Raw genomic sequence first — 13,642 nt, 5'->3', positions numbered from 1 at the left:
TCCCCCTTCACTTTTTTACCAATTGCGCCAATCCTTGACCAAACGACCAATTTTCAGCGGCTGTCTCGTTAAGTGTAATAAAAATGTCTGCACTTTTTATACTAGAACATTCAAAAACCTTCGAGGATATCGACTGATATAGATCACTTTTCTGTTTTATCGTTCTTCCCGGTCCACATGTGATAGAAACATACATCATATTCTCTGTTCTCTTTTCTCCTCTTTCTAATAAATAATATGGATTATATAAAAAGTGATTTTGTTGATAGGGTAAAAACATTTGAAAGAAATCATTTTCAGGGATGTTAAAATGTTCAATTAATGAAAGATGAATACATTCACCTATCTTTTTAATTTCTTCTTTATTTAATTTATTTTCATGATAATAAACGTTCACAAAGGGCATACATTGTCATTCCTTTTTCTTAATTTAACTTCAACAAGTTTTCATCGTGAAATGTGCAAAATCTCATATACTGTAACACTTTTATTCGCTGTAATATCAGGCTTCTCTTCATAAAAATTAAACTGGCTATATCCCCATTTATCTGGATTATATACTATTACATTCCCTAAACAATTCTCTACCTTTTGATCCACAATGGTAGATTGAATCCCACTCAATGATTCACTTGGAGAAATACTTCCTTCATATTCAACAACATATCTGCATTTCTTAAAGTCATTTTTTACATTAACAACTAATGGAACACCTATATTTATTTGTTGCCATCCAAAAGATTGTAAAATATTATCGTAATACCCTTCAAAGATAAATTTGTTCATTCCTTCATGACCATTCCAAATATATATAGGTGCATAACAGTTATAGAAATTTCCGTCCTTATCTGCCTCAGTAATTAAATAAGCTTTAAAATTCAGGTCTTGAAAACCATCCGTTTTATACCCATTATCCTTTACCCTTTTCTTAATAATCTCCATATCATAATCTTTCGGCAAAATGACCTTATATTGCATTCCAATCATGTTTATCACTCACTTTCCATCTTATATACACAATGATAAACCGATGATTGACTAACGTAAAATAGGTATAAATTATGTTTGGTATCATTTATAATGATATCGTATAAGGGGCTGTGAGAAATGGAAATAAATGATCTTATTATATTCAAAACTGTGGCTAGCGAAGGCTCTATTAGTAAAGCTGCGAAAGAGTTAGGGTATGTTCAACCGAACGTAACTGAGCGAATTAAAAAATTAGAACAAGAGTTAGAAACACCTTTACTACATAGAGATAACAAAGGCGTTTCTTTATTACCTTCTGGTGACATTTTATTAGACTACACAAATCAAATATTAACGCTAGTAGAAGAAGCAAAAGATAAAATTAAAACGAGTGGGTCTTCTTATATAATCGCAACGTCACAATCTATTTTGACTAATTATGTAAGCAAGCGCATTAAAGAAAATTTTAGGAGTTATCAAATATATGTAGAAAATAGTAGTCATTTGCAAAAATTACTGCAGCAACAAAAAGTTGATATGGTCATTACTTATGAGGATTACCCAGACATATCGTTTAAAAAAGTATTTTCCACTTCAATTTCTATCGGTTTATTAAAAGCGAAAGAAAAGTGTACTGTTGACTATTCAAAGGAACTCTTATTCGTTAGCAATGACAAAAAGTGCCCTTTTAGAAATAAGACCATTCAATTTCTAAAAGAATATAATTTATCTCAGCGTCAACTTCAACAACTAGATTCTTATTCGCTTATGGAAGAGTTTATTCAGGACGGAAAAGGGGTAGCCTTTTTACCGATTAATAATGATAAATTGGTACCAATTGAAGATGTTCCAATTGAGAAATTAGCTGTTCATTTCTTTACGAATCAAAATTCTTTCAAACAAATCCCTGATGAACTATTTGATTAATATAATATCTATAAACGAACTAAATTTACATACAGCAATAAAAATCCCTCCTTTCCGAATCTAAAAGAGGGATTTTCATATTCTATACAATTGATTTTTCACACATTTTGCTCCACTTCTGCACTTTTCTCCTTCTTATTCCGTTTCATATTCTTCAGTCCCTTAACCGTGCCAACTAATCCTTTCGGGAAAACTAGCAATACGATAATGTACAATACACCAAGAATAATCGTCCATCGTTCAAAGATCGGATACTCTGTAGCTAGTTCTGATAAATAATATTTTAGGGATTCAATAATTCCAGCTCCTGCAATGGCTCCTATTAACGTTCCAACGCCTCCAATCATAGTCATCAATAATGCATTTAATGTCATTTCAATTGAAAATACAGTTGTATTAACAAAGCGCAGTGTAATAACAAATAAACCACCGCTTATCGCAGCTACTACTCCTGCAACAACACTAGCAATAATTTTATAATGAAGAACTTTATATCCTAGTGCTTCAACACGTTGCTCATTTTGTGAAATTGCCTTTAATACTTTTCCAATAGAAGATTTTGTGAAAAGACGTAACAGAACAAAAATGATAAGTAAACATATAAGTGTTACATAATAAAAGGTAAAACGATCACGGAATACGTCTGGTACCCCAAATGTAAAACCATCCCCTCCATGAGTAAGCCCGCGCCATTTTTCAGCAAGTACGAAAAACAATTGTGAAATAGCAAGTGTTAACATTGCATAAAAATGACTTTTCAGCCGTAAAGAAAGCAAGCCAATTATATAACTAACAATTGCTGAAATGAAGATTGCAGCTACTAGTCCTATTAAAAAGTTTGTTATAGATACTCCTTGCCGATCAAATAAAAGCGCTACGCCATATGCTCCTATTCCAAAGAACATACAATGGCCGAATGATACAATTCCTGTATATCCAAGCAATACATCAAAACTCATTGCAAAAATAGCAAAGATGAAGATTTGAGTGAACAAAATTAACAAGCTCCGTGAATCATTTACGAATGGAAATACACTTAAACAAATGAGCATACATACTCCGAAGTATACTTTAATTCGATTTGATGTGCTGTTCACCATTTCACCCCTTTTCACCAACAAGTCCATTTGGCTTCACTATTAAGAAAAATAGTAACATTAACATATTGATTGCAAGTGATAAATCCGGTATAAAATACGCTGTAAAAGCACCAGCTAATCCGACAATTAAAGAAGCGATGGCTGAACCTTGTACGCTTCCTAGCCCTCCAATGATTACTACTATGAAAGCTAAAATCGCATACTGCATACCCATCTCAGCGAAAATAACGCCTGAGTATGGTGCTAATAAGAAGCCACCTAAGGCAGCCATCCCTGCTCCTAATAAAAAGACGAAAGAAAATATAGCTTTTACGTTAATACCGAGCGCTTGAACCATCTCTTTATCCATTACACCTGCGCGTATCATAAGACCTATCTTTGTTTTTTTGAGCAATAATAATAAGGCAATGTATATGATAACCCCAATTATGATAACGAATAGACGATATTTAATTAATATAACGCCTCCGAACGTAAAACTTCCTTGTAGCCATAACGGTAACTTTGCCCCAATTGGATTTGGTCCCCAAAATACTTTAATACATTCACTAAGTACAAGCATTCCTCCAAGTGTAACAAGAAGCTGTCGAACATGATTTCCGTATACCGGTCTAATAAGGAATCTTTCTAAAATAAATCCAAGGAACATTCCCATAGCTATTGCTCCAATTAAAGCTAACACATAACTCCCTGTCATATTAAATAGCCAAACACCTGTAAATGCTCCCCATGCAAATAAACCACCATGTGCGAAGTTTAGAACACTCATTAAACCGAAAATAAGCGAAAGACCTGATGCTAATAAAAAAATGAGCATCCCTGTTGAAATCCCATTTACAAATAAATTGATTAACACATCCATCCTTCTCACCCCGGATTCATGTTAAGAGATTCCTAAATATTTGTGACACATTTCCTTATCCTCTTTTAATTCATGCATAAAACCGTTATGAACAATTTTTCCGTTATCCATAATATAAAAATAATCACCAATTTGACTAGCCATCATAAAATTTTGTTCAACGAGTAAAACTGTTGTTTTCTCCTTCATTTTCAAAATAGCTATCATTAATTTTTCTATCATAATAGGAGACAAGCCTTTACTCGGCTCATCAATAAGTAGTAAACCATCACTATTAATAAATGCTCTTGAAATTGCTAACATTTGCTTTTGTCCCCCGCTTAAGAGTCCACTTTTTTTGTGCCAAAATTGCTTTAAATCTGGAAATAGTTCAAGCATCCATTCTATCTTTTCTTCCGCTTCTTCGCCCTTACCTCTAGCAAGAGCGAATGTTTCTTCTACTGTCAGATCGTGAAAAATACCTTGATTTTCTGGTACATACCCTATCCCTTTCCTTGAAATTAAATGTGTAGATAATCCATTTACTTGTGTACGATCATAATAAATTTCACCATGTGCGATATGGTGAAACCCCATAACCGAACGTAACGTCGTAGTCTTCCCTGCCCCATTTCTTCCAAACAGTACAGTAATCGTTCCTTTCTCAACAGTAAGAGATACCCCTTGTAAAATATGAAACTGATCTAAATACGTCTCTATATTATTCACTTGTAATAGTGCCACTATATAATCCCCCTAAATAAGCACTTTGTACACGCTCATCTTTCATAATTTCTTCGGGTAAACCTTCAGCCAATAACTCTCCATGAAATAAAACGATTAGATGATCTGACAAACCTAATACCATATCCATTTTGTGTTCAATAAGTACAATTGTACTCTCTGGATGTTTCTTAATATTTTCAATCACTTGTAATATAGCTGGGACTTCCTCAACCGAAATACCTGCCGTCGGCTCATCAAGTAATAACACATCCGTTTTTAAAGCTAATAACATCGCAAGTTCTAGCTTTCTTTTCTCTCCATGTGCCAAATCTTTTGCTAATACATTCTCTTTCTCCTGAAGTAATACTGTTTTTAAGAAACGTCTCGCCTCTCCAACTTGTTGCTTTAATTTTGCTGGACTCGGGAAAAAACTATAGTAATCTTGTACGAATGATTGAACACTTAAACGGACATTTTCAAGTACCGTTAATTCTGGGAATATGTTTGTAAGCTGAAAAGAGCGACCGATTCCTAAGCGTGTTCGATCTGAAATCGATAGTTTTGTAATATCTTGCCCTTTAAAATACACTTCACCTGTTGTGGGTGAAATCTGTCCACTTAGTAAATTAAATAATGTTGTCTTACCCGCACCATTTGGCCCGATAATAGAAATGAGTTTTCCTTTTTGTACAGTTAAATTTACATCTTTAATAACATGATGCTCGCCAAAAGATACACTAAGATTTTTCGTTTCTAGCAAATGTGTCATGAAATCCCCCCTTTAAAGCTTTAAGTATGAAAAAAATACGTACAAAGAGGGGATCCCCTCTTTATACAAAAACAACAGAAAATTCAGTCTATTTATTTTGAACTGGTGGCTCTGTCTCTTTCATCGTTAATTCTCGCTCTAATACTGGCACTGGATAGTCAACACCATCTTGCTTTTTCAACGTGATAGAATAAAGCGTCTGCATCGCTTGGTGATCCTTTTCTCTAAACTTCATCTTTCCTTTCGGTGTATCAAATTCCATTCCTTCCATTTTCTTAATTAATGTATCTACATCTGTATCACCTTTTGTTTTCTTTAACGCTTCTACAATAGAAATTGCCGCTGACATTCCACCTGCTGTAAATAAATCTGGCACCGCACCATTAAATCGTTTTTTATGTCCTTCTACTAACCAATCATTCACCTTATTTTTCGGGAGTGTATGATAATATACCGAAAACCCTTGCATTCCTACTAATGCATCCATCGTTTTTAATGCCGGAATATCTGGTGCACCAGTAGAAATTTTAATACCTTGCGCTTCTACATTCATATCTTTCAACTGTTTCCAAGGTGAATTCGCCCCTGCCCAAACGATAAATAAATAATCTGGTTTTGAACTAATGATATTTTGAATATTTGCAGTGAAGTCAGTCGAATTTGTATCAGCATATTGCTCGTTCACAATATTTGCACCTAATTTCTTCGCTCCAGCTTTAAATGCAGCAATCCCTTCACGGCCAAATGCATTATCCGGGGCAAATGTCGCAATCTTTACATCTTTTTTTGCAATTGCAGCTGCTCCTGCAATTGCATCTTGCGAAGAGCTTCTTCCTGTTCTAAAAACATACTTATTCCAATTCTTTCCGGTAATACTATCAGCAACTGCCGGTTCTACGACCATTATTTTTTCATATTCTTCAGCTAATGGTAAAACTGCTAATGTATCACTTGAGCTAGACGATCCGACTAAAAAATCGACTTTCTCTTCTTCTAATAACTTCGTAGCTTTTTTAACGGCTACCTCTGCTTTTGTTTCCGTATCTTCTACAACAAACTTAATCTTCTTCCCTTCCACTTTCCCAGTTCCACCGGTTGCATAGTCTAATCCTAATTCAAATCCGTTCACTGTTTGTTTTCCATATGATTCTAATGGACCTGTTAATGAAGCAAGAACCCCTACTTTAATCGTCTTTTCATCTTCTGTACTTGCCTTCTTTCCTGAACAAGCTGCCGTTATGAATAACGATCCTAAAACACAACCAGTAGCCATCATTTTTAGCCATTTACGTTTTTTCATCGACATTGTGATCCTCCCCATACTTTTCTTTCTGATAGAATCAAACACGCCAAAATTCCCTGTCCGTAATCATGACTAACTATAAGATAGGTAATGGAAAACTCTTGTAGTATCCTCTACATTCGGCACAAATCTATAATCACCTTCCTATTTAATGGAAACGGACATACAATCAATATATATTCTACTTTCCAATTGAAAATACTGTTTCGTTGCAGTATTAATCATGAAAAAAGCTACAATAATTAACTTAAGTTCTTAAGTCAATTATTGCAGCCTATGTAAAAAACACTTAATTATTTTCCACTTCCTCTAACCCTTCAGCCAATCGTTTCTTATCTAGCCCTTCCCCTATTACTACTAAGTTCGTTGGGAAACCGAAGTCTTGTTCCAGTAAAGTCGGTACTCCGAACGAGTATTGGAATAAGTGAGGATATTTGTCCCCATGAAATTTCACAAAACCTTTTACACGATAAATACTATCTGGTAAATTTGAAAGCCATTCATATAAATTGTCTTGATCAATCGATTTCGTAAATTGATATGTCATCGTTTGTATATGTAAATGCTGTTTGACATGTAGTGTCTCATGTTCCCCATCATTCATAAATTCAGCTTCTTCTATGTCTTCTAAAGATATATTGCAATATTTTGTTTCAAACAATTTCGCATGATTATTTATCACTTCCACTTCTTCTATTACTTTGTTCTTATCCGCATCTGTTAGTAAATCTGATTTATTAATTAAAATGTGGCTACCAAACTTCAGTTGTTCATGCAATAATTGCTGAACGTTTGCACTTAATACACTTCGATTTAACCATCTTACTGCATCTAAAACGACTACAATGGATTTCACTTCTAAGAAAGGTGATAAAATTGGTGATACACATGCATCTAACACTTCAATTGGATGCGCAACACCAGTCGTTTCTATATAAATGACATCTGGCCTTTCTTGCTGATATAACGAATGTAACTGTATTTCAAGCTCTTCTTTTAACGTACAACAAATACATCCTTTCAGAAGTTCCCTTAAAACATTCTCTTTTCCAATAATATCGGTATCTACCGAGTATTCACCAATTTCATTCATTAGTACTGCAACTTTTCTATTCTTCTTTTTCTCCGCTAACAACAAATTTTGTAATAACGTTGATTTTCCGCTACCTAAAAATCCACCTAATATATGAATTTCTACTTTATTCATGTAATCGACCATCCATTTCTTTATTTCAAACGTATTCAAAGCGTAACAATTACGATTTATATTTATTATTTTATTAAAAGAGTAGTGATTTGTAAATATATCTTCACTGTTCGTTTACTTCATAAGCAACTCGAATTCCAGACTCTATCGCTCCTTGCATCCATCCATGTGTTAATGTCGTATGCTCTCCAGCAAAGTGTACCTTTCCAGATGGTGGTGTAATATACGGAAATAACTCGAGTTCTTGACCCGGTTCGAAAGCTGTAAATGCTCCGCAAGAATAAGGATTTTTACTCCAACTAAAAGATGTTCCAGTAACAAACTCACTATAGACGATGTCACCGTATATTTCTGCTAAATTTTTTAATGCGTAACGAATGCGTTCTCTATCCGGTAAACTATCCCATGTTAACGCCTCATCTGCCCACGTATAACTTGCTATAACGATAGCTGGTCCTGGAGTATGAATACTATAACTCGGATAATATGTAAACCGTATCGGTAAATCAGTAATAGATTTACCACCACACTGTCCCGCTTTCTCCCAAAATCTACTTTTAAACTCTATCGCAATTTTAGTTGCAGCAATATAATTTAATTCACGAATTGCTCTTTTTTTAAAATAAGAGAATAAATAGTATGGCTGAACTTCTACAAATCTTAACGCTGAAAATGGAATTGTAATAATAGCAAAATCACTTGTTATTGTAAATTGCTCTAACGTTTGTTCATGATTTCCTTGTAACATTACTTTATTATCTTCTTGTATAATTTTATCAACCTTATACGGCATTAAAATATGTTCCCTTAATTGTGGTAAGAATGCATTCGATAACTTATCCATTCCACCAGTTATTTCATAATATTTCGTTGTTGAAGTAAAGAAAATCATTTCACGTAATACTTCAATTAAGGACATTCCCATATAAGCTTCCATATCAAGAAGTACCCCAATCATATCTATCGCACCATCTGAATAATACTCCATTAAAAATGAACCAAGCGAATACGTTTTATACTTTTTTTCAACGATAAGCCAGTTTTTATCAGGATCCTTCTTAATGTAATTTAGTATTGGTTCTAACACTTCAATCATTAGCTCTTCTGCCGTTTTTCCTCTTTCTTTATCCAAAACCGGATATTCAAGTACACTTGGATCATTTTCAAACACATTCAATCTCGTTTGAATGTTATTCGTATAAATGATATCTGCAAAAGTTTTATTTATAAAAAGGTTTAAAGGTAGTTTAAATTTATGAATATACGCTAAGGTTAACTTATGGGTGTCAGGGATTCTCATCGGGCCCGCATTAAAATATAAACCCACACTAAATGGTTCCCGAATCGTATACACTCTGCCACCTATTCTGTTATTTGCTTCTATAATCGTTACTTCGTGCCCAGCCTCTTTTAATAAAGAACCTGCAACTAATCCAGAAATCCCTGCACCTGCAATCGTAATCCGTTTTGGGTTATTCTTTTTAACAAGCCCTGCATGAATAATATGAATCATTTCTTCCATTGCTAATGGATTCCCCATGCCATTTCCCCTTTTACAAAGGATTTTACTGAATTATATTCGGTTCACTGAATTCCTATGTTTTGTTCGCGGATTTGCACGGATACATTTTCAAATACTTGAATATCTTTTATAAAATGTAATAAACTAGATATGACTCTATAGAAGTAAGACGTATTATCTTACATAATAAAATTAATGAAATTGCGAGGAATTTTGAAATGAAAAAAGGGATTAACCGTGTTGTACTAGTAGGAACAGGAGCGGTTGGATGTAGTTATGCTTACTGTATGATTAATCAAGCTGTGGCTGAAGAATTTGTTTTAGTTGATGTAAACGAAGCAAAAGCTGAAGGGGAAGCAATGGATTTAAGTCATGCTGTTCCATTCGCGCCAGCTCCAACTAGAGTATGGAAAGGTAGCTATGAAGATTGTAAAGATGCTGATCTTGTAGTCATTACGGCTGGATTACCACAAAAGCCAGGCGAAACACGTTTAGATTTAGTTGAGAAAAACGCAAAAATCTTTAAACAAATTGTTCGTAGTATTATGGATAGCGGCTTCGATGGTATCTTCTTAATCGCAACTAACCCTGTCGATATTTTAACTTACGTAACTTGGAAAGAATCTGGTTTACCGAAAGAGCGCGTAATTGGTTCTGGTACAACACTTGATTCTGCTCGTTTCCGCTATATGTTAGGTGAGTACTTCAATATTGGTCCACACAACATTCACGCTTATATTATCGGCGAACATGGCGATACTGAACTTCCAGTTTGGAGCCACGTATCAGTAGGTATTCAAAAACTACAAACACTGCTTGAAAAAGACAACACGTATAATCAAGAAGATTTAGACAAAATTTTCATAAACGTTCGTGATGCAGCTTACCATATTATTGAGCGAAAAGGTGCAACTTATTATGGTATTGGTATGTCACTTCTACGTGTTACTAAAGCGATTTTAAATGATGAAAATAGTGTATTAACTGTATCGGCTTACTTAGAAGGTCAATATGGTCAAAAAGATGTGTATATCGGTGTACCTGCTGTTTTAAATCGCGGCGGTGTTCGTGAAATTTTAGAAGTAGAATTAAGTGAAGACGAAGAATTAAAATTCGATCACTCTGTTCAAGTGTTGAAAGAAACAATGGCTCCTGTTCTTTAATGATATATGCAAAAAGCAATCCAAAATTTGTTGGATTGCTTTTTACTTTATTTTCTATTTTTTAATCGATTCCTCATTATTTACATCAAGTACATCTAATAAAAAGATGAAGATTGGTATCCCAATAATAAGCCCCCATATTCCAAGAAAATGTTCTGAAAAAATGAGAATCATAAATGTATAAAAGATTGGTAAATTTGTTTTCGCAGACATAAACTTCGGGTTTAAAAAATAACTTTCAAGAGCATGGATGACTGTAATGAACACAAGTATGTACACAACGTATATAACTCCGCCTACGTTATAAGCAATAATACAAAGTGGAAATAAAGAAATAATCACACCTGCAACTGGAATCAACCCTAGTAGAAAAATCATAACAGCTAATACGAGAAGCTGCGGAAATCCTAAAACAATTAATGCAATAACAGTAAGAATACAATTTACAACCGCAATTAAAAACTGTGCTTCAATTACTTTACCGAACGATCTTGCAAACCTTTCGCCAAAATATGCAATCTCCTCATAAAAAATCTTTAGCTTACTCTCTTTAAATTTAGAAGTAAAGGTAATAATACGCTCTTTTTCTAATAAGAAAAATAAGCTTAATATGAGAGACAATAATATTTGTAAACTTACCTTCCCTATATTTGCTATCGATTGATAGATGACATCTACACCTTGTTCTATATACTTTGATACTTCCATTCCGTTAATTGTCGAAAGTGCATATTTAATAATTTCATTATCAGGCGGGTTTTGAAAAAACAATTTAAATTGATAAATCAATTGCGAAATTTGTATCGTTAACACAGGTAAATATTTATACAATGTCGTGCCAATAAAGGAAACTAATATGATATACAAACAGGCGATAACAATTTTCCGGTTCACTTTCAATTTCTTTGAAATAAAACGTTGAAATCGATCCATTAAAAATGTCAGTATAAACGTAATTAATATTAAGTTGATCATACTTTTTAATCCATATAATACAAGCGCTAATATTATTAAAACGAGAAACCGTTGAAACCCTCTACTTCGAAAGAAATTTTTCACTTCATTCATTAAGATTTAACCTCCCCCTTCAATGGATGGAAATTGAATATATTACATTTTATGAACTTCTATAGACAATCTTTCTTACTAATTAGGAAGAATCCTTTTTTTCTTTTTATATTGTTAGATTCTATTTATATTAGCCCACCTACTTACTTCAGTTGAGATCTTTTTTTCGTTTAACCTTTTACAATTTAGGTGGTTTTCTATTTTTAGACTGCTGTTCATACGCATATCCAATATTGAACAGTTCCTTCTCACCGAATTGCTTCCCGACAAATACTGCACCTACTGGCTCTCCATTGTTATCATATCCTGCTGGCACTGCTAATTCTGGATAGCCAGCTACAGCGGATAGAAGAACTTCCTCGTTATTAATCATAACTAAAGCGTCTAAACCCTTTTCTACTAAATATCTATTCAGCTCTTTTTTTGCATTTTCTTGACTCGTTTGCACTACTTTTTCAAACTCATCTTTCGTTATAGCAGATTTTTCAGACGCCTCAATTAATGTTTGTCCATATTTTATTCGTCTATTACTATCCTTTTTATTAAACGCTATAATCTCTTTTAACGATTTTACCGGCACATTTTTTTGTTGTGAAAAATAGTCGTTTACATTATGCTTGAACTCATATTCTAATGTTTGTAAATTATCTACCCCCCCATTGTTTAACTGAATATACTCAGTTAATATCGCACCTGCATCTTGAAGGTCTTTTCTAATCTTTTCTGCTACTGCTTTTCTATTTTCATCTTGTTGGTCTACAGAAAAAAGAAGCCCTATGTTTTTCCCTTTTAATCCATCTATTGATAAATCCTTTGTATAATCAATTCTTTCTTTATCTTTCACTTTTTCTGTCATAACATCTTTTTCGTCATAACCTATCATTGCATTAAATAACGTTGCTGCATCTTTTACCGTTCTTGCCATAGGTCCTGCTGTATCAAGAGTTTCAGCTAACGGAATAATTCCTGTTCTACTTACCATGCCTAAAGATGGACGTAACCCAACTACTGATTGCTGCGCTGCGGGTGCTACAATCGATCCTGTCGTTTCTGTTCCGACTGCAAGCGGTGCAAAATCTGCTGTAACTACTGTAGCAGATCCTGAACTTGATCCCGAAGTATCGAATGTAATCGGATCGTACGGATTTAAATTTTGTCCTTTCTTCCCGCTATACCCGCTTGGCATTGTAAAAGATAAATAATTCGCCCACTCAGACATATTCGCTTTTCCTAAAACAAATGCCCCTTCTTCTTTCAACTGCTTCACAATTGTTGCGTCTTGATCTGCAATCCAATCTTTTAATACATAAGTTCCTGCACTAGTCGGCATCACTTTTGACGTTTGTACATTATCTTTTACAACGACAGGAATACCATATAAATTCGACTTTTTGTTTCTACCTCGCTCTTGATCTAACTTTCTTGCTTCTTCCATCGCATTAGGATTTATCTCTGTAACAGCATTTAATGTTATTCCATTTTGATCATGTTCTTGTATTCTAAAAAGATAAATACTCGTTAATTCTTCATATGATAATTTCCCATCATCAATCATTTTTTGAAGCTCATCTACAGTCGCATTTACGACTTCTTTTTCTTTTATCTTTACATTTTCTATGTTAATTCCTTTGAGCTGATTATGTATCGGTTTTAACACTCTTTCTTTATCATATACAATACGCTCAGGTTCCTTTGGAAAATAATTTTTATACACGTAATACCCTCCGGCACATGCCAATAGGACAATACCTCCAGCGATCGATAACGTTATCTTTACCCACTTCTTCATGTTGTTTCCTCCACTCTAACAGTTGCTCAATTGTATTGAAAAAGAGAGTTATCTTTATAACTCTCTTTAATAAAAATGCTAAATGAAAAAATGAAGAATTTCAATTTCATTACTTCTTTTTTTGCATTTGCTTCGCTAATAATTCCTTCACTTGATTATACGTTAACCCTGAATTTTTATTTAAACGCTTTACTTCCTCAACATCAGTACCTACCACTGTATATTTTTTCTCATCATTCATTTTTCTAATTCCCTTCT

The 13,642-nt window shown here is 33.9% G+C and carries 14 protein-coding genes; 2 read left to right on the top strand and 12 right to left on the bottom strand.

The window, feature by feature from the left end; genetic code table 11:
• Positions 1-7: 7 nt before the first annotated feature.
• Together EGX95_RS08145 and EGX95_RS08140 are read right to left on the bottom strand one after the other, a co-directional pair.
• Positions 8-406 (bottom strand): tautomerase family protein, encoded by a 399-nt coding sequence (locus EGX95_RS08145; protein ID WP_001117258.1) that lies wholly within the window; start codon positions 404-406, stop codon positions 8-10.
• A gap of 41 nt (positions 407-447) precedes the next feature.
• Complete coding sequence (locus EGX95_RS08140) at positions 448-987, bottom strand: DUF4865 family protein (RefSeq protein ID WP_000579898.1); 540 nt, start codon at positions 985-987, stop codon at positions 448-450.
• A gap of 120 nt (positions 988-1,107) precedes the next feature.
• Between EGX95_RS08140 and EGX95_RS08135 the strand changes: the two genes are divergently transcribed.
• A complete protein-coding gene (locus EGX95_RS08135) occupies positions 1,108-1,896 on the top strand; it encodes a LysR family transcriptional regulator (protein ID WP_000405011.1) in 789 nt (262 codons plus the stop codon).
• Between the two features lie 98 nt (positions 1,897-1,994).
• Here EGX95_RS08135 and EGX95_RS08130 read toward each other — a convergent pair whose 3' ends face one another.
• The 7 genes from EGX95_RS08130 to EGX95_RS08100 form a co-directional block, all read right to left on the bottom strand.
• The gene (locus tag EGX95_RS08130; protein ID WP_002081376.1) at positions 1,995-2,948 is read right to left on the bottom strand and encodes a branched-chain amino acid ABC transporter permease; all 954 of its coding nucleotides are present in this window, start codon (positions 2,946-2,948) and stop codon (positions 1,995-1,997) included.
• Positions 2,949-2,997: 49 nt separating this feature from the next.
• Positions 2,998-3,858, bottom strand: coding sequence for a branched-chain amino acid ABC transporter permease (locus tag EGX95_RS08125; protein WP_000382789.1), 861 nt, complete (start codon positions 3,856-3,858; stop codon positions 2,998-3,000).
• Between the two features lie 21 nt (positions 3,859-3,879).
• A complete protein-coding gene (locus EGX95_RS08120) occupies positions 3,880-4,581 on the bottom strand; it encodes a branched-chain amino acid ABC transporter ATP-binding protein (protein ID WP_001196704.1) in 702 nt (233 codons plus the stop codon).
• Positions 4,559-5,332, bottom strand: coding sequence for an ABC transporter ATP-binding protein (locus EGX95_RS08115; RefSeq protein WP_000149327.1), 774 nt, complete (start codon positions 5,330-5,332; stop codon positions 4,559-4,561). The genes EGX95_RS08120 and EGX95_RS08115 overlap by 23 nt, the downstream gene beginning before the upstream one ends.
• Positions 5,333-5,420: 88 nt before the next feature.
• A complete protein-coding gene (locus EGX95_RS08110) occupies positions 5,421-6,638 on the bottom strand; it encodes a substrate-binding domain-containing protein (protein ID WP_000061984.1) in 1,218 nt (405 codons plus the stop codon).
• A 286-nt stretch (positions 6,639-6,924) separates the two neighbouring features.
• Complete coding sequence (locus EGX95_RS08105; RefSeq protein ID WP_001044956.1) at positions 6,925-7,842, bottom strand: CobW family GTP-binding protein; 918 nt, start codon at positions 7,840-7,842, stop codon at positions 6,925-6,927.
• A gap of 103 nt (positions 7,843-7,945) precedes the next feature.
• Complete coding sequence (locus EGX95_RS08100; RefSeq protein ID WP_000527993.1) at positions 7,946-9,382, bottom strand: flavin monoamine oxidase family protein; 1,437 nt, start codon at positions 9,380-9,382, stop codon at positions 7,946-7,948.
• A 200-nt stretch (positions 9,383-9,582) separates the two neighbouring features.
• Here EGX95_RS08100 and EGX95_RS08095 point away from each other — a divergent pair, with 200 nt between their 5' ends.
• A complete protein-coding gene (locus tag EGX95_RS08095; protein WP_000715326.1) occupies positions 9,583-10,527 on the top strand; it encodes an L-lactate dehydrogenase in 945 nt (314 codons plus the stop codon).
• A 54-nt stretch (positions 10,528-10,581) separates the two neighbouring features.
• Here the strand turns inward: EGX95_RS08095 and EGX95_RS08090 are convergent, their stop codons facing one another.
• The 3 genes from EGX95_RS08090 to EGX95_RS30905 all read right to left on the bottom strand — a co-directional run bounded on the left by EGX95_RS08090 (position 10,582) and on the right by EGX95_RS30905 (position 13,625).
• Positions 10,582-11,595: an AI-2E family transporter gene (locus EGX95_RS08090; protein ID WP_001006574.1), complete on the bottom strand. Its 1,014-nt coding sequence runs from the start codon at positions 11,593-11,595 to the stop codon at positions 10,582-10,584.
• 178 nt (positions 11,596-11,773) lie between these two features.
• On the bottom strand, positions 11,774-13,384 hold the full coding sequence (locus EGX95_RS08085; protein ID WP_000759430.1) for an amidase family protein: 1,611 nt from the start codon (positions 13,382-13,384) through the stop codon (positions 11,774-11,776).
• A 109-nt stretch (positions 13,385-13,493) separates the two neighbouring features.
• Positions 13,494-13,625 carry a hypothetical protein gene (locus tag EGX95_RS30905; protein WP_000997341.1) on the bottom strand — a complete coding sequence of 44 codons (132 nt, stop codon included), beginning with the start codon at positions 13,623-13,625 and terminating at the stop codon, positions 13,494-13,496.
• Between the last annotated feature and the right edge of the window lie 17 nt (positions 13,626-13,642).

This window comes from Bacillus sp. FDAARGOS_527, from assembly GCF_003812125.1.
In the GTDB taxonomy this organism is placed as follows: domain Bacteria; phylum Bacillota; class Bacilli; order Bacillales; family Bacillaceae_G; genus Bacillus_A; species Bacillus_A paranthracis.
This window is presented reverse-complemented; position numbering and strand designations above follow the sequence as displayed.

Coding starts and splice junctions, on each gene's coding strand:
- EGX95_RS08140 (WP_000579898.1), bottom strand. CDS start 987: ATGATTGGAATGCAATATAAGGTCATTTTGCCGAAAGATTATGATATG.
- EGX95_RS30905 (WP_000997341.1), bottom strand. CDS start 13,625: ATGAATGATGAGAAAAAATATACAGTGGTAGGTACTGATGTTGAGGAA.
- EGX95_RS08105 (WP_001044956.1), bottom strand. CDS start 7,842: ATGAATAAAGTAGAAATTCATATATTAGGTGGATTTTTAGGTAGCGGA.
- EGX95_RS08145 (WP_001117258.1), bottom strand. CDS start 406: ATGCCCTTTGTGAACGTTTATTATCATGAAAATAAATTAAATAAAGAA.
- EGX95_RS08110 (WP_000061984.1), bottom strand. CDS start 6,638: ATGTCGATGAAAAAACGTAAATGGCTAAAAATGATGGCTACTGGTTGT.
- EGX95_RS08100 (WP_000527993.1), bottom strand. CDS start 9,382: ATGGGGAATCCATTAGCAATGGAAGAAATGATTCATATTATTCATGCA.
- EGX95_RS08090 (WP_001006574.1), bottom strand. CDS start 11,595: ATGAATGAAGTGAAAAATTTCTTTCGAAGTAGAGGGTTTCAACGGTTT.
- EGX95_RS08095 (WP_000715326.1), top strand. CDS start 9,583: ATGAAAAAAGGGATTAACCGTGTTGTACTAGTAGGAACAGGAGCGGTT.
- EGX95_RS08085 (WP_000759430.1), bottom strand. CDS start 13,384: ATGAAGAAGTGGGTAAAGATAACGTTATCGATCGCTGGAGGTATTGTC.
- EGX95_RS08125 (WP_000382789.1), bottom strand. CDS start 3,858: ATGGATGTGTTAATCAATTTATTTGTAAATGGGATTTCAACAGGGATG.
- EGX95_RS08130 (WP_002081376.1), bottom strand. CDS start 2,948: ATGCTCATTTGTTTAAGTGTATTTCCATTCGTAAATGATTCACGGAGC.
- EGX95_RS08115 (WP_000149327.1), bottom strand. CDS start 5,332: ATGACACATTTGCTAGAAACGAAAAATCTTAGTGTATCTTTTGGCGAG.
- EGX95_RS08135 (WP_000405011.1), top strand. CDS start 1,108: ATGGAAATAAATGATCTTATTATATTCAAAACTGTGGCTAGCGAAGGC.